The 18,958-nt window shown below is 43.5% G+C and carries 19 protein-coding genes; 1 reads left to right on the top strand and 18 read right to left on the bottom strand.

Going from position 1 to position 18,958, the window contains the following annotated elements; genetic code table 11:
- Nucleotides 1–192: 192 nt before the first annotated feature.
- The 9 genes from ACQCT5_RS08580 to ACQCT5_RS08540 all read right to left on the bottom strand — a co-directional run bounded on the left by ACQCT5_RS08580 (nucleotide 193) and on the right by ACQCT5_RS08540 (nucleotide 7,330).
- Nucleotides 193–1,161 (bottom strand): PhoH family protein, encoded by a 969-nt coding sequence (locus tag ACQCT5_RS08580; protein WP_386635941.1) that lies wholly within the window; start codon nucleotides 1,159–1,161, stop codon nucleotides 193–195.
- 3 nt (nucleotides 1,162–1,164) lie between these two features.
- Entirely contained in the window at nucleotides 1,165–2,352 is a 1,188-nt protein-coding gene (gene yqfD / locus ACQCT5_RS08575; protein ID WP_499640912.1) for a sporulation protein YqfD, read from the bottom strand.
- Nucleotides 2,353–2,367: 15 nt separating this feature from the next.
- Nucleotides 2,368–2,652, bottom strand: coding sequence for a sporulation protein YqfC (gene yqfC, locus ACQCT5_RS08570; protein ID WP_499640910.1), 285 nt, complete (start codon nucleotides 2,650–2,652; stop codon nucleotides 2,368–2,370).
- A 108-nt stretch (nucleotides 2,653–2,760) separates the two neighbouring features.
- Nucleotides 2,761–3,360: a YqfB family membrane protein gene (locus ACQCT5_RS08565; RefSeq protein WP_499640908.1), complete on the bottom strand. Its 600-nt coding sequence runs from the start codon at nucleotides 3,358–3,360 to the stop codon at nucleotides 2,761–2,763.
- A gap of 62 nt (nucleotides 3,361–3,422) precedes the next feature.
- Complete coding sequence (gene floA, locus ACQCT5_RS08560; RefSeq protein WP_204416453.1) at nucleotides 3,423–4,415, bottom strand: flotillin-like protein FloA; 993 nt, start codon at nucleotides 4,413–4,415, stop codon at nucleotides 3,423–3,425.
- A gap of 4 nt (nucleotides 4,416–4,419) precedes the next feature.
- On the bottom strand, nucleotides 4,420–5,772 hold the full coding sequence (locus ACQCT5_RS08555) for an NfeD family protein (RefSeq protein ID WP_499640906.1): 1,353 nt from the start codon (nucleotides 5,770–5,772) through the stop codon (nucleotides 4,420–4,422).
- Nucleotides 5,773–5,978: 206 nt separating this feature from the next.
- Nucleotides 5,979–6,422: a GatB/YqeY domain-containing protein gene (locus ACQCT5_RS08550; RefSeq protein ID WP_499640905.1), complete on the bottom strand. Its 444-nt coding sequence runs from the start codon at nucleotides 6,420–6,422 to the stop codon at nucleotides 5,979–5,981.
- Nucleotides 6,423–6,437: 15 nt separating this feature from the next.
- Nucleotides 6,438–6,611, bottom strand: coding sequence for a 30S ribosomal protein S21 (gene rpsU / locus ACQCT5_RS08545; protein WP_047969380.1), 174 nt, complete (start codon nucleotides 6,609–6,611; stop codon nucleotides 6,438–6,440).
- Between the two features lie 140 nt (nucleotides 6,612–6,751).
- The gene (locus ACQCT5_RS08540) at nucleotides 6,752–7,330 is read right to left on the bottom strand and encodes a flavin reductase family protein (protein ID WP_499640902.1); all 579 of its coding nucleotides are present in this window, start codon (nucleotides 7,328–7,330) and stop codon (nucleotides 6,752–6,754) included.
- Between the two features lie 59 nt (nucleotides 7,331–7,389).
- On the opposite strand from ACQCT5_RS08540, the gene ACQCT5_RS08535 reads away from it, so the two are divergent.
- On the top strand, nucleotides 7,390–8,316 hold the full coding sequence (locus tag ACQCT5_RS08535; protein WP_499640900.1) for a Na/Pi symporter: 927 nt from the start codon (nucleotides 7,390–7,392) through the stop codon (nucleotides 8,314–8,316).
- A gap of 320 nt (nucleotides 8,317–8,636) precedes the next feature.
- Here ACQCT5_RS08535 and deoC read toward each other — a convergent pair whose 3' ends face one another.
- The 9 genes from deoC to hemW form a co-directional block, all read right to left on the bottom strand.
- A complete protein-coding gene (gene deoC / locus ACQCT5_RS08530; RefSeq protein ID WP_417899538.1) occupies nucleotides 8,637–9,308 on the bottom strand; it encodes a deoxyribose-phosphate aldolase in 672 nt (223 codons plus the stop codon).
- 163 nt (nucleotides 9,309–9,471) lie between these two features.
- Nucleotides 9,472–10,836 (bottom strand): tRNA (N(6)-L-threonylcarbamoyladenosine(37)-C(2))-methylthiotransferase MtaB, encoded by a 1,365-nt coding sequence (mtaB, locus tag ACQCT5_RS08525; protein ID WP_499640898.1) that lies wholly within the window; start codon nucleotides 10,834–10,836, stop codon nucleotides 9,472–9,474.
- 15 nt (nucleotides 10,837–10,851) lie between these two features.
- Nucleotides 10,852–11,607, bottom strand: coding sequence for a 16S rRNA (uracil(1498)-N(3))-methyltransferase (locus ACQCT5_RS08520; RefSeq protein WP_499640896.1), 756 nt, complete (start codon nucleotides 11,605–11,607; stop codon nucleotides 10,852–10,854).
- 15 nt (nucleotides 11,608–11,622) lie between these two features.
- Nucleotides 11,623–12,564: a 50S ribosomal protein L11 methyltransferase gene (gene prmA, locus ACQCT5_RS08515; RefSeq protein ID WP_499640894.1), complete on the bottom strand. Its 942-nt coding sequence runs from the start codon at nucleotides 12,562–12,564 to the stop codon at nucleotides 11,623–11,625.
- A gap of 29 nt (nucleotides 12,565–12,593) precedes the next feature.
- A complete protein-coding gene (gene dnaJ / locus ACQCT5_RS08510) occupies nucleotides 12,594–13,721 on the bottom strand; it encodes a molecular chaperone DnaJ (protein WP_499640892.1) in 1,128 nt (375 codons plus the stop codon).
- A gap of 180 nt (nucleotides 13,722–13,901) precedes the next feature.
- Nucleotides 13,902–15,743 carry a molecular chaperone DnaK gene (dnaK, locus tag ACQCT5_RS08505; RefSeq protein ID WP_499640890.1) on the bottom strand — a complete coding sequence of 614 codons (1,842 nt, stop codon included), beginning with the start codon at nucleotides 15,741–15,743 and terminating at the stop codon, nucleotides 13,902–13,904.
- 48 nt (nucleotides 15,744–15,791) lie between these two features.
- Complete coding sequence (grpE, locus tag ACQCT5_RS08500) at nucleotides 15,792–16,355, bottom strand: nucleotide exchange factor GrpE (RefSeq protein ID WP_499640888.1); 564 nt, start codon at nucleotides 16,353–16,355, stop codon at nucleotides 15,792–15,794.
- A gap of 336 nt (nucleotides 16,356–16,691) precedes the next feature.
- Entirely contained in the window at nucleotides 16,692–17,723 is a 1,032-nt protein-coding gene (gene hrcA / locus ACQCT5_RS08495; RefSeq protein WP_499640886.1) for a heat-inducible transcriptional repressor HrcA, read from the bottom strand.
- Between the two features lie 81 nt (nucleotides 17,724–17,804).
- A complete protein-coding gene (gene hemW, locus ACQCT5_RS08490; protein WP_499640884.1) occupies nucleotides 17,805–18,944 on the bottom strand; it encodes a radical SAM family heme chaperone HemW in 1,140 nt (379 codons plus the stop codon).
- Between the last annotated feature and the right edge of the window lie 14 nt (nucleotides 18,945–18,958).

Below are 18,958 nucleotides of genomic sequence, written 5' to 3'. Positions count from 1 at the left end.
TCGCTCTGGCCCGACAAGCATAAGACAGTTTTCCGCAAGAGGTTGGGTTTTACCTCTGGTGGAAAAATGGCTTATGACCTCGAGGGCCAAGCCGGCGGAGCTAGACAATAGAAAAGCGTAGCCGAATCAATCTGGCACTACATAAAACCAAGACTTATCCCTCTTTCAAGCGAAAGAGCCCCATTAGAGGGGCTATTTATTTTCTTCCAATTTTTCATATGCTGAAATGATGCGAGCCACAAGTGGGTGACGGACCACATCCGACTGCTCAAGCTCAATAAATTGTATGCCTGAGGTGTTTTTCAAGATTTCTCTAACCACATTCAAACCGGACTTCATCCCCTTAGGCAGATCCACCTGGGAGATGTCCCCGGTAATCACCATTTTGGAGCCGAATCCAAGTCTGGTTAAAAACATTTTCATTTGTGCAGGTGTTGTGTTTTGTGCTTCGTCGAGTATGACAAATGCATCATCAAGGGTTCTCCCTCTCATATATGCCAAAGGAGCAATCTCGATTGTTCCCCGTTCAATTAAACGTTGCGTATGTTCCGATCCAAAAACATCGTGCAGTGCATCGTATAACGGACGCAGATATGGATCCACCTTTTCCTTCAGGTCTCCCGGCAGGAAACCTAGGCTCTCTCCTGCTTCAACAGCCGGACGAGTAAGGATGATACGTTTAACCTGTCCATTTTTCAGGGCCATGACGGCCATGACCACCGCAAGATATGTTTTCCCCGTACCAGCAGGGCCAATCCCGAACACCAGATCCTTTTTCTTGATGGCAGATACATACTGCCTTTGACCCAATGTTTTTACACGGATGGACTTACCCTTAACGTTCTTTGTCAATTCCTCTTCATAAAGATCTTGGAAGGAATCCATTTTACCTTCGCGCGCAAGCTGGATGGCATACACCACATCACGCTCGGAAATCGTAATTCCTTTTCTTATAACCAGCAAAAGGTTCTGCAGGACATTGTCCACCATTTCCACATCAGAAAGTTCTCCTGAAATATTCACGGCTTCTCCTCTTGTTACGATGGAAACCTTCAGTTCTTCTTCAATTCTTTTTAGATGAACATCTTGGTTGCCAAATAGAGCAATTGCTTCATTCGGATTATTTACTTGCTGCTTCATCATCACTAGTTCTTCTGACATTCCTCAGTCTCCTTGAATAATTGGTTCTATTTTTACAATATTTTCAATGACTTGGTAATGAATTGATACTTTCACTTTACCATTCTCCGTTTCATGGTGCAAAACTTTTTCACCAATAATGGTGGCATCTTCAGCTAATTTCTCTTTTAACTCCTTTTTCCCAATCACTAGGGCTTCTTCCACCGCTTCTTCCTCATCATAGATTCTCTCCACCATTTCAGACTCATGAATCGTTTTCCCCATGTATGAGATAGGAAGCTTCCACTTGAAGAAGTAAAATGGCCGTTTTGCTTCATATTCTTTTTTCATCTTGTATTCCGGTTCGAAAAATCCCCAAACCGGTATTCGTACATTCCCTATTTCAACATAGTGCTTTTTATAAACCTCACCGGTAAACACTGGTAAAATGGTCTTTAAAGGTATTGGCACCACAGACATGTACCATGTTTCCCCGAGCACTTCCCCAACAGCCGCAGTCGACTTTTGTTCTCCCTCTTTGCCAATGGTGCCCGAGATGAGTAGCTGGCCTTTTTGCACATGATCGTTTCTTTCTACCATTGGTTGTCCTTTTTCAACGAACATGTTGACCACTACCGCTTTTTTGGACGCAACCAGATTCCTTGGAGATAGGCTTTCAATCTTTTCCGGCTCATTCTTTTCTACGACTTCAAAATGATAGGATGTTCCATTCAGGACTACTCCAATCCATGTAATCTCACTGATTGTATCTGTCAGATCTCGCTGGATGCTCTCCACATCCTTGATAAAGAACTGAAGCTTGCCCTTTTTTAAGCCAAGCTTGTTCAATTCCTGCATAATCTTGTGCTCTGTCGCAGGATTGGCACCTTTTATCTCAATACTCCACACCATATTGGAAAGAACGAAGATGGTCAGCAGACACAACAGGATGCCAGCAATGATTCCACTATTTCTAAGGGAATATTGCAGCATAAAAGGGACGCCCTTTCTTGTCAGAAAACGAAATTTGCATTCCTGATTTTTGATCAGCCTTCTTACTTTTTTGACATCCTTGAGCAGAATATAGCAGGTGTATGCCTCTGCCCCCATTTTTTTCACTTGCCATACTTGAATTCCATTTCTTGTGCAGTCATTGAGGAACCTTTCCACTCCTCTTCCATGAATAATGATTTTGACACTACCTGAAAAAAAGTTCATCCATTGGTTTTTCATGAAAATCCTCCTATATCATTCATTCAAATAGAGTACTTGGCTTATTTTTCCTTCCAGTAGTATCTCTTCCGGAAGGATGGTCCTTATGACAAAAGAATCCCCTTTGACAAGCAGCTGGCCCTGTTTGAGCATAAGCCTTATCTCCGTGTCGCTGAAGGTAAGCAATCCTCGATGATTTTCAATATATATATGTATTTGTCCAATCATGGTTATGCGGGGCAGATCCATCATGACATCTGCGGGTAGTTCCATATTTTCCTGAATCCAGCTGTTCATTCTCGCACGAAACTTCTTGAGCATGGAAAAACCCCCTTTCACTCATATGTATGAGAAAAATGAGGGTTCTATCACAGAATTTACATGGCAATCAAAAAAATCCCATACCGTTCATAACGGCATGGGATTTCTTTAACCTTTCCTTCTAGAGGCAGCGTAATGCTGCGAATAGATAGGGGTATGAGGGTTTCTCGAACGTGGCTGTCCTAGGATTTCTGCCCACATGACACCCTCCACCACACGTTTCGGGTTGATTTTATGGTTTTTAACTACTCTTCCTTCAGAAAGTTGCAGCTCCTGCTTTAAAATGGGGCTGCTTTTAGCAATCTCCTGTTGTTTGATGGAAAGCTCCTGGACTTTCTCTTTCATCGCTGATGGAGAGGTTTCTTTTGCTGTGACGACTTGCTCTTTCTTTTTCTCCAAATATGGCGAAAGTGTTTCTCTGACTTTCTTTTCCAGTTCTTCCTTTGTTTCAGTGAAAATGTCTATATCCCAGTCAAAGCTTTCCTGCTTTTTCTCGTGTTTTGCTTCTCTATATCCAGTTTCATTGTTTGGATAAGAAGATTGTGTCTGCGCTTCTGTTTGCTGCTCGGCCTGTCTTTGCTGCCTTTGCTGCTGACGTCTCTTTTGTTCCTCTTGTTTCGACTTCTTCCCGAACAGTCCGGTAATGGCACCGATCAGAAGGACCAAAAGAAGCGGATTTTGAAGGAATAATTCAATTATGTTACCCAATGGTCAATCTTCCTCCCTTCCTAAAGGAGCAGGGAAAACGAACGTTTCCCCCATTTCATTTATTACTTCTTGTCACCATCTTCAGGTGTATCATTCAACTTCCCGATAGAATCTCTCATGTCAGTATCAGCAGTGATGTTTTTAATGTTCATATAATCCATCACGCCAATATTTCCAGAACGTAATGCTTCTGCCATCGCTAGTGGAACTTCCGCTTCAGCTTCTACAACCTTCGCACGCATTTCCTCTACGCGGGCGCGCATTTCCTGCTCTTGAGCAACGGCCATCGCACGGCGCTCCTCTGCTTTAGCTTGAGCAATTTTCTTATCTGCTTCCGCTTGGTCAGTTTGCAATTCCGCACCAATGTTTTTCCCGATATCAATATCAGCAATATCAATGGACAGGATCTCAAACGCAGTACCTGCATCCAAACCTTTGGATAAAACAGTTTGTGAAATCATATCCGGATTTTCCAATACTTTTTTATGATTATCAGCAGAACCGATCGTACTAACGATACCCTCACCTACACGGGCAATTACGGTTTCTTCACCGGCACCCCCTACTAGACGTTCAATGTTTGCACGAACGGTAATACGTGCTTTCGCCTTCACTTCGATGCCATCCATTGCGACACCGGCGATAAATGGTGTTTCGATAACTTTAGGGTTAACGGACATTTGAACTGCTTCTAATACGTCACGACCTGCCAGATCAATTGCAGCTCCACGTTCAAAAGGTAATTCAATGTTTGCGCGTTGTGCAGCAATAAGCGCATTAACAACACGGTCCACATTTCCTCCAGCTAAGTAGTGACTCTCCAATTGGTTTGTTGTTACATCCACGCCTGCTTTATGCGCTTTGATCAAAGGATTAATAACTCGACTTGGGATAACCCTTCTTAATCTCATCCCTACAAGTGTGAAGATACTCACTCTGACTCCTGCAGCTAATGCTGAAATCCAGAGCATAACCGGTACAAATGTCATCAATACCGCAAAAAAGATTATACCTAAAACAACTGCTACTAAAATTATCAATGAAGTTGGATCCATCATATCATTTATTTCCTCCTGTCAAATCTTCTGTGTGTATTTCCCTTACAACAATTCTGGGACCTTCCGCTTTTACAATTCTTACTCGTTTGTTGGAGCCGATAAAATTACCTTCCGTTACAACATCAATACGCTCTTCTTTGATGACGGCTGTACCTGCAGGTCTTAAAGGCGTCAATGTTACACCTTCCTGCCCAACCAGTTCAATACGCGATACATTTGATACATATCCCTGCTCCGTATTGGTGGAATCCCGAAGAATGATGCGGTCAAAAAGACGAATCCGCTTTCCGAATACGGTAAAAAGCAATACCATCGCAACAACCGTTACAACCATGGCAATCAACAAAGAAATGCCTGTCTCCACTATATTACCAGTGGCAAAAAAGAAACTTGTTATCACTGCCCCTAATCCCAACACGCCTAATATCCCCCCAGGCACAAATATCTCTAGCACTATAAATATGACACCGAGTATGAACAATATCATCGTTTCCATCCCAGCCAGGCCTGCAACCAGATGCCCGTAAAAGAACAGTAACAAGGAACTGATCCCCATCAAACCAGGAATTCCAAACCCGGGAGAGTACAATTCAAGGACAAGCCCCAAAGATCCTACGGATAACAGGATCGATACTACAATCGGGTTTGTCAGGAAACGTGCCACATTCTCTGCGAAGGAAACCTCGACATTTACCACTTCCGCCTCCTCATAACCCAAAGTTTGGAGTAGCTCGTCAAGATTTTTCACAGTCCCTTCGGAATACCCAACCTCCAATGCTTCTTTTGGACCCAGTGTCAGTAATTCTCCTTTAGGAGCACCCAGATCTGGCAAATCCACTTCTGTATCAGCCATGGCTTGTGCATACAATGGATTCCTTCCACTTGACTCTGCGGCATTTTCCATTTCCTGCAGCCAGTAGGATTGGGATTTTTTATCTGCTGCATTTCCATCACCGGTGATCACAGCAGCAGCCCCCATGGTAGCTCCTGGAGTCATATAGATTTCATCGGCATACAGGGCGAGATAAGCACCTGCCGACAATGCCCTCGTATCAATAAAAGCAACACTCGGGATAGAGGTGGATTTGAAGCTCTTGGATATATCACTTGCAGCATCCACCAGTCCTCCTGGAGTATGCAGCTTGTATATGATAAGATCTGCACCTGCATCCTCCGCTTCCTCTATCGACCTGTTTATAAAGGCAAGCAGCCCACTTTCAACAGTATCCTCAACCGGAATGACGTAGACAAGCTTTTCTGCACTATCTACAGTTGACGGCGCCATAGGAAAAAGAGAAAGTATTAAAGCAAGTAAAAAAGCACTAACATAACCTATACGAAGAACCTTTTTCATGATGTCCCCCTCTCCAACCATTCTTCCTTTTTATCTTTCACCGTGCCTAATAAGTAATACGCACAAACTCCAGTCAGGTTTCAGATTTTATGTATTTTTTATTGAAAATATTTTTATAAAGGCGGAGTTTATAGAAAAAAACTGGAGGGTAAGGAAATGAATGTAAAAATAGCACCTTACATATGTAAGGTGCTATTTTAATGTTTTTATGAAAGATGTTGTTGTACAAGTTTGTTAACAAGGCTACCGTCCGCTTTGCCCTTAACTTTAGGCATTAAAGCTCCCATCACTTTACCCATGTCAGCTTTTGAAGTAGCGTTCACATCAGAGATTGTCTGTTGAACAATTGCTGATACTTCTTCTTCAGATAACTGTTCAGGCAAATAATGTTCGACTATCGCAAGTTCACCTTGTAATTTATGAACCAAGTCTTCACGACCGGCTTTATCAAATTCATGGAGGGAGTCTTTACGTTGCTTTAATTCACGAGACAATACGGTAAGTTCTTCCTCTTCAGTTAAATCTCTACCATGCTTGATGGCTTCGTTTTGAATTGCAGACTTAACCATTCTGAGTACGGAAAGCTTCTCTTTGTCCTTATCCTTCATAGCTTGCTTTATATCGGTATTTAAACGCTCGAGAAGACTCATTCTTACACCCTCTTGTTAAAATTTACGCTTTCTAGCAGCCTCAGACTTTTTCTTGCGCTTTACGCTTGGCTTATCATAGAATTCACGCTTTCTTGCTTCTTGCAACGTCCCAGTTTTTGAAACTGTACGTTTGAAACGGCGAAGAGCATCTTCAAGCGATTCGTTTTTACGAACAACTGTTTTTGACATTCTAATTCCCTCCCTCCAGAACAACCACTAACATTTTCAGAAAAAACATGTACCTAACGCAAAAAAATCATGTATGGAACATGTACTTTCCAATTATAATATATCTGTTTGTGATGGTCAACAATTATAAGGAAATGCTTTTAAACATTCTTCTTCATACTGTTATCGTGATATAGATTTAAAACACGCGCTTCCTTCCCAGCCATCATATACTGGGATCTCCCCACATAAAGCGGTATAGAAAGCTTTTCCCACTGCGGAAGACCGCTTTCCTGAAAAAGCTCTTCATCTTTATAAAAACCGGTCATCTCGCCAACAAACCAATCATGGTCTCCATATGTCCGCTGATCCATCACCTTGCACTCGTAGGCAACATAGGCATGGTCGAGAATTGGTGCTCCTATTGTTCTCCCTTTCGTATAGGGTGCGTTCATTGCCGTCAATTTATCAGTCTCGGCGCCACTTTTTGTCCCTGAAAATTGTATGTAATGTGCATAAGCCTCCGGCACAAAATTTATCGCAAATTCCCCTGACTGTTCTACCAGATGATGCGTGAACCTTTCCTTGGCTATCGCGACCCCATAAATAGGGGGCTCGTATGAAATATAACTATGCCAGCCGGCAGCCATTATATTTATTTTCCCGTTGCACATTGCTGTAACAAGCGCCACCATTCCAGGGTAGCTGTGCATCACTGTTTTTTCCGTCCATTTCCTCATGCATCCAACTCCTTTTTGTCATTCTTGTCCACCTTTCTCCATATAGTTGAAGAGAGGTGATGGGCTTGTTTACTATTATAACGTTGTTTTGTGTTTATTTAGCGATATTTTTATTTGGAATGGCTGTTATGCGCACCGGTCTTCTGAATCTGACGGAGGACAGAACAAAAGGGTTTCTTCAGCATTTTACCGATCACCCTGTAAAAGGCATGATGGTAGGTGCGGTACTGACGGCATTGCTTCAAAGCAGTTCTGCAGTCATGGTCATCACAGTGGGCCTTGTAGCTGCGGGTTATCTCAGTTTTTATCAGTCCATCGGGATTATGCTTGGAAGCAACATTGGAACGACATTGACAACAGAATTAATCACCCTTGATATTTCTAATTATGTCTTCCCCTTGTTGATAATCGGGTTTCTATTCCTTTTCTCAAAAAGGAAGCTTCCGTTCAGTATCGGATCTTCTATTTTCGGTCTTGGATGCCTCTTTGTCGCAATGGGTGGATTTGAAAGTCTGGCACTTCCTCTTTCCCTTTTCCCGAATGTACAGGAGTTTCTGCTGCATACGAATGACCGGCATTTAATCGGGGTATTTATCGGGACTGTCATTACGGCACTCATCCATTCAAGTTCTGCAACTGTCGGAATCAGTATGAGTTTTTTGAATAATGGGCTGTTGTCTCTGCCGGCAGGGATAGCAATTATGCTTGGAGCCAATATCGGTACATGCATCACTGCCTTCATGGCAAGCATCGGTGGGATAAAAGAAGCAAAGCTCACCGCCTACGCACATATTTGGCTGAATGTTTTCGGTGTTCTGGCTTTCTTTCCATTGATTCCTTTACTGAGTAAGCTTGTGGAGTATTTGGCTGTGAGCGCCGACGTCCAGCTTGCCCATTCGAGCGTAATTTTTAATATTGTCTGTTCTTTTGTGGCACTGCCGTTCGTAAAGCCTTTTTCGAGGTTTGTGGAGAGGTTGCATAGGTAGAAATGATTTTTCACGTTGAGAAGTTGGTCTGTGTGGTTATTCAAAGGGGAATTGCAGGGCTGGATGCATTCAGCTTACTCCTATCTTCACATTTTCGGCGTTATTCTCACGGAACTCCGTTTTATCTTCACATAACGATAAGATATTCTCACGCAAGTCGGTCCTATTCTCACGCAACTCGAAAAATTCTCACGCTTCGATTTTCTCAATGAAATATAGCTTATTCACTTACACAAAATGCCAAAAGAAACCACTCACGCATAGGTGTAAAATACAGAAAAAGAGCATCCCAATAATCAGGACGCTCTTTCTCATCTATATTAATAGTCGCTATCTGCAGTCAATCCGTTAACGATTGCAATACCGGAGCTTGCTCCGATACGAGTAGCACCAGCTTCAATCATTTCTTTTGCTCCTTGCGCGTCACGAACGCCACCGGAAGCTTTTACTCCGATTTCTGGTCCAACAGTTTTTCTCATTAATGCGATGTCAGCAACTGTTGCTCCACCTGTAGAGAAACCTGTAGAAGTTTTAACGAAATCTGCGCCAGCTTTTACAGCAAGTTCACATGCTCTTACTTTTTCTTCATCAGTAAGTAGGCAAGATTCGATGATCACTTTTGTCAGGGCTTTTCCTTTAGCTGCTTCCACAACTGCACGGATGTCTCTTTCCACAAGCTCGTTGTCGCCGTCTTTCAATGCTGAGATGTTGATAACCATGTCCACTTCAGTAGCGCCGTTTTCAATGGCATTGGTTGTTTCAAATGCTTTTACTTCTGGAGTATTGGCTCCTAGTGGGAATCCGATAACTGTACAAACATCCACTTCGCTGCCTTTTAGCAATTCTGCAGAGGTTTTTACCCAAGTTGGGTTAACGCACACAGAAGCAAAGTTGTATTCTTTAGCTTCGTTACATAATTTTACGATTTCTTCTTTTTTAGCGTCTGCTTTTAATAATGTATGATCAATGATTTCTCCAATGTTTGTATGCATGTTTCATGCTCCTTTCAATATAAGAGGTCTGACCTCTAACATCACCTAGACATCATAACATGTTTGATTGTTTTTGGCGAGTACAATGATAGTATTTCCTTTAACTTTTTCTCCACAAAAAAAAGTGATTCCATCTTTTCCAATGGAATCACTACATTTACTATTATGAACTTAGGCGAACCTGTTCTTCTTCCAGACGCGTGGCTTCGTCCAGGATACGAACAAATTGCCCTTCGTTATAAGGATAGCCGGCTTTGGTTATTTTCACTTTTACCAGCTTGCCGACCATTTCTTCGTTTGCTGGGAATACCACTTTCAGGTAGTTGTCGGTATATCCTACATACAACCCTTTTTCTGATTCTTCTTTATAGATTTCCTCTGGAATCACTTCCAATACTTCCTCTTCGAACATGGAAGCATATTCCTTTGCAAGCTGATTGGAAAGTTCAATAAGACGGTGTACGCGTTCATTTTTGACTTCTTCATCCACTTGATCTGTCATACGAGCTGCAGGCGTTCCTGTACGCTTTGAGTATGGGAACACATGAAGCTCAGAGAATTTATGCTCTTTGATGAAATTGTATGTTTCCATGAATTCTTCTTCCGTTTCACCTGGGAAGCCGACAATTACATCAGAGGTAATCGCAAGTCCAGGTAATGCTTCCTTCAATCGGTTCAAACGGTCAGCAAAGAATTCCATCGTATATTTACGGCGCATTCTTTTCAAAACCGTATTGGAAGCGGATTGAATTGGAATGTGAAGATGGCGCACAATTTTATCGGAATCGTTCAATACTTGAATTACTTCATCGGTAATTTGACTTGCTTCAATAGAAGAAATACGGATTCGCTTCAAACCCTTGACTCTTTTGTCCAGTTCACGAAGAAGCATGGCAAAATTGTAGTCCTTCATATCTTCTCCGTATCCGCCTGTGTGAATTCCGGTTAGTACGATTTCCTTGTAGCCGGCATCCACTAATTGTTGAGCCTGTGTGATAACTTCTTCCGGATCACGGGAACGCATCAGACCGCGTGCCCATGGAATGATACAGAACGTACAGAAGTTGTTGCACCCCTCCTGGATTTTCAAGGATGCACGGGTACGGTCAGTGAAAGCAGGCACATCAAGCTCCTCATAAACACGCGCTTTCATGATATTTCCTACACCGTTTATCGGTTGGCGTTCCTGCTTGAATTGTTCAATATACTCAAGCATTTTTACGCGATCCTGGGTTCCCACTACGATATCAACGCCAGGAATGGCCATTATTTCAGCAGGCGAGGTCTGCGCGTAACAGCCTGTAACACAGATAACTGCGTCCGGATTTTTTCTGATCGCACGGCGAATGACCTGGCGACTTTTCTTGTCACCTGTATTCGTTACCGTACATGTATTGATGACATACACATCTGCCGTTCCTTCAAATTCCGTTCTTTCATAATCATTCGCTTTGAATAACTGCCAGATTGCTTCTGTTTCGTAATGATTTACTTTACATCCAAGTGTGTGAAAGGCAACAGTTGGCATGTTTTTCACCTCACATTAATTCATTAGTTCAAAATGATACGATATGGCACTGAGCGCATAGAGCGGTGCCGTCTCTGTTCTTAGAATCCTTGGGCCCAATGCACAGCAGACAAAACCGCATTCGGTAAGCTTATCTATTTCTTTTTCGGATAATCCACCTTCTGGTCCGAACAGAACCAGTACAGATTCCCCCGCATTCATTTTACGAAGCGCCTGGGCAAAAGCTGAACGCTCCCCCTCTTTGGCACTTTCTTCATAAGCGACAAGTTTATGATGGTAGTTCCCGCTTTCCTTCAACAGCTCTGTAAATGAAAGTGGAGCTGTTACTTCAGGCAGGGAGGAACGATGGGATTGCTCGGCAGCTTCCTTGGCAATCTTGTTCCAGCGCTCCACCTTTTTCTGACCTTTTTTTTCATCCCATTTCACGATGGAACGGGCAGCATTAAAGGGGATAAACATTTCTGCGCCAAGCTCTGTTCCCTTTTGAATGACAAGTTCCAATTTATCCCCTTTGGGCAGCCCGTTCGCAATGGTAACACGAACCGGTAATTCCACTTCAGCACTTATCCATTCTACAATAGTGGCGACAACCATATCATTGGTAATTTCAGCAATTTGACAGAGGGCCGTCCTCCTTGTATCAGAAAGGCTGCAGAGTAATTGATCCTCTACATTCATCCGCATCACCCTGACTATATGATGAACATCTTCGCCAGTAATGGTAACTGCTTGATCCTCTATTTGATTGGAATGGACAAAATAACGCTGCATGGCTATCCCGCTTTCTTAGTGTTCTTTTTTCGCAATAAAGGCAACCCAATCTTCCATCATCATCGTTTCTTCAATTTTGAAGCCGGATTTGATCAGTGCATCCTTTACTTCCTGCTTTTTCGTACTGATTATACCTGAAGAAATAAATGTGCCACCGTTCTCCAATATCCTGTTAACGTCATCTGTGAATCGGACAATGACTTCAGCAAGGATGTTGGCAACCACCACATTAACAGGCCCTTCCACATTGTTAAGAAGGTTGTTCTGTTTCACTGTAACACGTGGATGCACTTTATTCAGCTTGATATTGAGCTTGGCGGATTCCACTGCTACATCATCCAAGTCCAAAGCGAGTACCTGTTGTGCGTCCATCATGGCTGCAGCAATGCTTAAGACACCAGAGCCGGTTCCTACATCAATGACCTTGTCGTCAGGTTTCACGGTGCGTTCGATGGCCTGAATGCAAAGGACGGTTGTAGGGTGGGTTCCCGTTCCGAATGCCATACCTGGGTCAAGCTCAATGATTTTTTCATCCGAGCTGACAGGCTCATACGTTTCCCAAGTTGGGACGATGGTGAATTTCTCGGATATTTTGACAGGATTATAATACTTTTTCCAGGCTGTCGCCCATTCCTCTTCATTTACTTCGCTGATGGAAATATTGTTGAGTCCAAGGTCGATATCAAATAAGAGCAGATTGTTGATCGCCTCTTTAATCCCCTCTACCGTTTCCCCCAAAAAGCTGTTAACCGGCAGGTAGGCCTTCATGATAACTCCTTCTTCCGGATAATCATCAGGATTGAGTTGGTATATCTCCCCGAATTTATCTTCTCTTTCCTTCGTGAGATCAAATGGATCCTCGATCACCACTCCACTGGCGCCAGCCTCGTGAAGAATATGTGAAATCGGTTCAACCGCTTCATTTGTTGTATGAATACTAATTTCTGACCATTTCATAATACCAACTCCAATCCTACCATTAATGATTATTCTCCCTTAAGCACTCGTTTCACTTTTGCAAAAAAGCCATCTTCATTTTCGTCCGGAGATTGGCCGCTGATTTCAGCAAACTCACGCATCAGCTGCTTCTGCTTTTCTGTAAGCTTTGTAGGAGTAACAACTCGAATCTTTATATGCTGATCTCCTTGTCCGTATCCACGTACATTGGCAATTCCTTTTCCTTTTAAGCGGAAATTCGTACCTGTCTGTGTACCGGCAGGAACTTTCAATTTCACTTTTCCGTGCAGTGTCGGCACCTCTACTTCATCACCAAGTGCAGCTTGTGCAAACGTGATCGGCATTTCGCAGTATACATCATCACCATCACGTTCGAAGAATTCATGATTGCGAACATGGAATACAATGTATAGGTCACCAGCAGGTCCACCATTCACGCCGGCTTCCCCTTTGCCCGCTACACGCAGTTGCTGTCCATCATCGATACCCGCAGGAATTTTCACATGGATGGTATTGCGTTTTTTCACACGGCCTGCCCCATGGCAAGCTGAACATTTATGAGGAATCGATTTTCCTGTTCCTTTACACACCGAACATGTACGGCGGTTGACAATACGTCCAAATGGAGTGTTCTGCTCGACACTCTCCTGACCTGTACCACGGCAATTTGAACATGTTTCCACTTTCGTTCCAGGCTTCGCGCCTGTTCCGGAACATGAGTCACAGGATTCTTCCACCGGTATTTCAATGTCGGTTTCCTTGCCGAACGCCGCTTCCTCAAAGTTAAGCGTCATGGTGTATTGAAGATCAGATCCTTGTCTTGGAGCATTCGGATCACGGCGTCTTCTGCCGCCACCCTGTCCGCCAAAGAATGTTTCAAAAATATCTTCAAACCCGAAGCCTCCACCGAAATCGGAGCCTCCACCAAACCCTTGGTTAGGGTCGGTATGGCCGAATTGGTCATAGTGCGCTCTCTTCTGATCATCACTTAGTACTTCATAGGCTTCCTTGATTTCCTTGAATTTATCAGCTGCATCCGCTTCTTTGTTGATGTCTGGATGGTATTGTTTTGACAACTTGCGGTATGCCTTTTTCAGTTCATCTTTCGACGCGCTTTTACTGACGCCAAGTACTTCATAGTAATCGCGTTTACTCATTAAATACCCACTCCCGATCTATTCACATAAAGGTTATTGTATCACTTTCGAGCCTTAAAAAGCAATAAAAGGTTAGACCTCTCCATCCCATTTTGTGATTTCTATTTACATGAAAAAGAAAGTCAAAGCCTAGGCTTCGACTTTCTTCTTTGGATGTTTCAAAAGTCCGGAGACTTAAGCTTATTTCTTGTCGTCGTTCACTTCTTCGTACTCTGCGTCCACAACGTTGTCGTCCTGGTTTGCAGATCCGCCTTCTGCGCCTTCCGCTCCTTGTGCGGCTTGCTGTGCTTGTGCTGCCTGCTCATAAAGCTTCATGGAAAGCTGTTGTACGATTTCCTGAAGTGCATCTTTCTTTGTGCGAATTTCCGCTAAATCGTTTTTCTCGATTGCAGCTTTCAATTCTTCCTTCGCATCTTCCGCTTTTTTCACTTCTGCTTCTTCCACTTTACCTTCTACTTCCTTCAGTGTTTTTTCAGTAGTGAATACAAGTTGGTCCGCTTCGTTGCGAAGTTCCACTTCTTCCTTGCGTTGCTTATCTGCATCCGCATTTTCCTCCGCTTCTCTTACCATGCGTTGGATCTCATCCTCAGATAGACCGGAAGAAGATTTGATTGTGATTGTTTGCTCTTTGTTTGTGCCAAGGTCTTTCGCACGAACGTTTACGATACCATTTTTGTCGATATCAAAGGATACTTCGATTTGTGGCACGCCACGAGGTGCTGGCGGGATGTCCGTCAATTGGAAACGACCTAGTGTTTTGTTATCGTTTGCCATCGGGCGCTCGCCTTGAAGCACATGGATATCTACTGCAGTTTGGCTGTCAGCAGCTGTTGAGAATACTTGGGACTTACTTGTAGGAATTGTTGTGTTTCTTTCGATAAGCTTCGTGAAAACTCCGCCCATTGTTTCAATTCCTAAAGAAAGTGGTGTAACGTCAAGAAGTACAACGTCTTTTACGTCACCAGTCAATACTCCACCTTGGATTGCAGCACCTAATGCAACAACCTCATCCGGGTTAACCCCTTTGTGTGGATCTTTTCCAGTTTCTTTCTTGATTGCATCTTGTACTGCAGGGATACGAGTAGATCCACCTACAAGAATTACTTTATTAAGCTCAGAAGCGGAGATACCAGCGTCTTGTAGCGCTTGGCGAACAGGACCCATTGTACGCTCCACTAGAGAGGAAGTAATATCGTCAAATTTCGCACGGGATAAGCTCACTTCCAAGTGAAGTGGTCCAGCTTCTCCAGCCGTGATGAAAGGTAGGGAAATTTGCGTGCTTGTTACACCGGAAAGATCTTTTTTCGCTTTTTCAGCAGCATCTTTCAGACGTTGCAACGCCATTTTATCTTTAGAAAGGTCAATACCGTTCTCTTTTTTGAATTCTGCCACAAGATAGTCGATGATCACTTGGTCAAAGTCGTCTCCACCAAGTCGGTTGTCACCGGCTGTAGAGCGTACTTCAAACACGCCGTCTCCAAGCTCAAGTACAGAAACGTCAAACGTTCCGCCACCAAGGTCATAAACCAGGATGGTCTGATCTTCGTCCATTTTATCCAAACCGTATGCCAATGCAGCTGCAGTCGGCTCGTTGATGATACGTTCCACTTCCAAGCCAGCAATTTTACCGGCATCTTTAGTTGCTTGACGCTCGGCATCGTTGAAGTAAGCAGGAACAGTGATAACCGCTTTTGTTACTGTTTCCCCTAAATACTCTTCAGCATAGCCTTTTAAGTGTTGAAGGATGATAGCAGAAACCTCTTGTGGAGAGTACTCTTTGCCTTCCACTTCCACTTTATAGTCTGTACCCATGTGGCGTTTGATGGACATGATCGTGTTAGGGTTCGTGATTGATTGACGCTTTGCCACTTCCCCTACTTGACGCTCCCCATTTTTGAATGCCACAACGGATGGAGTTGTTCTGTTGCCTTCCGGATTTGGAATTACTTTCGGCTCGCCGCCTTCAAGGACAGCAACGCATGAGTTGGTTGTACCTAAGTCAATACCGATAATTTTACTCATCTTGTTTTCCTCCTAATGCTTATATGTAGTTAAACTATTTCTGTTGAATTATTGCTTTACTTTCACCATGGATGGGCGAATGATGCGGTCTTTCAGTTTGTATCCTTTTTGGAACTCTTCCAGGACTGTATTGGATTCGCCTTCGCCTTCCTCCACCTGCATCACTGCCTGGTGTAGATGCGGATCGAATTCCTGGCCTACAGAATCAATAGCTTCAAGGCCTTCATTCTTTAATGCTTCCATTAACTGGCGGTGCACCATTTCCATGCCTTGCAAGAATGTTTTTGTTTTTTCATCCTCAGCTTCCACTTTAAGTGCTCGCTCAAAGTTATCCAAAGCAGGAAGTATATCTGTAACAAGATTTTGCGCGCGATATTTTTGCGCAGCCTCCTGGTCAAGTCTTGTTCGACGGCGGAAGTTATCGAAATCAGCCTGCAGGCGAAGATAACGGTTTTCCGATTCTTCAAGCTTAGCTTCAAGCTCTTCAATCTTCTGCTGTTCAGGTGATACCTCCACCTCTTGTACAGCTTCTGCAGCTTCCTCATTCTCTTCTACAGTCACTTCTTCATTTTCAACAGTTGCTTGTTCGTTCTTTTCTACCAATGGTTTCACCTCCTCTAAAGTGTATGGATCTTTTTTGTGTTGCGTTAAACGCCGCTGTTGATTTTCGCACAAGTCTGCGCTTTCCGCGTGCGGGTAGGGAGCCTCCTCGGCTTCGCCTGCGGGGTCTCCCTGACCCGCTTCTCCCGCAGGACAAGGAAGGCTCCGGCAGCGATACATCGCACGAAGAAAATGCTTGCATTTTCGAGGAGTCTACGACTTGTGCTCCAATCAACAGCTGGAGACGGTTAGAGCATCAAGATAGAACATTAACAGAGCATTTTTTATTACTTAGATCATGAGAAAAGTGCGGTATCTTACAACACCCCTCTAACAATATTTCCATGCTCAGTCCTTTTGATACAGCTTTGACACGACATGTGAAAGGTCGGAACTGACAAGTTGAAGGAGACTGATCACGCGTGAATATTCCATCCGTGTGGGTCCGAGTAACGCTATCGTACCCAATTGTTCCGGACCGATGGAATAGGTTGCGGATATGATACTGCATCCTTCCATACCTGGAATGTTGTTCTCACTGCCGATCTTCACGTGAATGCCTGCCTCTTTTGCCCGAATGTGCTGAGACAGGTCCTTCCCTTGATCAATTAAAAGCATCAGGGAACGAATCTTATTAATATCATTGAACTCGGGCTGCGTGAGCATATTGGTCTTTCCACCAAAAAACACTCGGTCCTTCTCTTCCATGTACAGAGTGGTACTTAACGATTGCAGGATATTTTCATAATTTCCTATATGAGAACGCAGGAGAGTGGCCACCTCTTTGTATAGCTTGTTGATAAGCTCGGATAACGGCACCCCTACCAAACGCTCGTTTAAAATGTTCACCATTTTTTGAATGTCAGATGCATCCATATTGGCTGGAAATGTTATCATGCGGTTTTCTACATGACCTGTATCCGTTACAATAATCGCAACTGCCTGCTCATGGTTTATCGGGATGATCTGCAAATTCTTCAGCTTATGATCCCTAACACCCGGTCCAAGGACAATGGACGTATATTTCGTCAGATCGGAAAGTATCTGAGCGGATTTCTGCACGATCTTTTCCATTTCATAAATCTGCTCTCTAAAAATGGATTTTATCTCAAACACATCCTGCTTTGTCAGCCTTTCAGGAGAAAGCAAGTGGTCCACATAATAGCGATACCCTTTTTCTGATGGAACCCTACCTGAAGAGGTATGCGTTTTTTCGATAAAACCGAGATCCTCCAAATCTGCCATTTCATTTCTGATTGTGGCAGAACTGAAGGATATTTCATCTTTTTTAGAAAGCGTCCTTGAGCCCACAGGTTGTGCAGAACGGATGAAGTCGTCAATAATAACTTGCAACACCAACAACTGTCGTTCTGTAAGCACTCAGCATCACCTCTGTTAGCACTCCTGTAAGTCGAGTGCTAATTCTATAAATAAATTACCAAATACCCATTCACATGTCAATCAGATCGCACCAATAAATGCTTGAAAAACTTCATTACCGAGAAATTTCCCTTTTCTGGTCAGTCGGACATAGTCTCCTTGTATTTCCAGCAGCCCTTTATTAACGTTTTCATCAATCGGTTCTTTCAGTATCCTAAGTGGATCATCGCCAAATTTCCGTTCAAACCCGGAAATGGATACTCCCTGTGTTTTTCGCAGTCCAAGGAACATCTCCTCTTCAATCATTTCTTCCCGGGTCACCTTATGTTCTTCTTTAACGGCGAGGCCCGTTTCCGAAATGGCATCCATATATTTCTTCAAGGGACCATGATTGGCAAGGCGCACTCCTTCTACATACCCATGCGCGCCGGCTCCTATTCCGTAATAGGATGCATTGTCCCAATACGTGATATTGTGCCTGCTCTCGTATCCCTTTTTTGCAAAATTGGATATTTCATACTGATGGTAGCCATGCTTTTCCATTTCATTCATTAGCACGTCATACATCTTTACTTCCTCCTCCTCGGTGGGAAGGGGAAGTTTTCCTTTGTTCATCAGATTATAAAAGACCGTCTTCGGTTCGATGATCAGGGAGTAAGCAGAGTAATGCTCCATATCCAGCGAGAATGCTGTACGAAGTGTGTCCTGAAAATCCTCCACCGTTTGGTCAGGCAAGCTGTAAATCAGATCCACACTGATATTATCAAAACCGGCTGCCCGCGCGTGCTCGATCGATTTGAATACATCCTCTTTCCTGTGCGTGCGGCCGATTCTTTTTAAAAGCTCATCGTTAAAGCTTTGTACACCAAAGCTTAGGCGATTGACCCCTCCTTCTTTTAAAAGGCGGAGCTTCTCAAGGGAAAGATCTCCCGGGTTTGCTTCAAAGGTATACTCCATATCCTGCGTCACAAGGAAATTCCCCTGAACCGACTGCAGCAAGAATGCCAACTGCTTTTCATTTAATGCCGTCGGAGTTCCGCCACCAACAAAAATCGTCTCAAGTTGATCGGCAGGAAACCGCTCCAATGTATGTTTCATTTCCATATCCATAAACTGCAGATATTCATCCACCGGCTGGTTTTTCAAAAAGACTTTATTAAAATCACAGTAATGGCAGATATGATGACAGAATGGTATATGGAGATATGCTGATTTAATCATAAAAATCACACTTC

The organism is Sutcliffiella halmapala, from assembly GCF_050107295.1.
In the GTDB taxonomy this organism is placed as follows: Bacteria; Bacillota; Bacilli; order Bacillales; family Bacillaceae_I; genus Sutcliffiella_A; species Sutcliffiella_A halmapala_A.
This window is presented reverse-complemented; position numbering and strand designations above follow the sequence as displayed.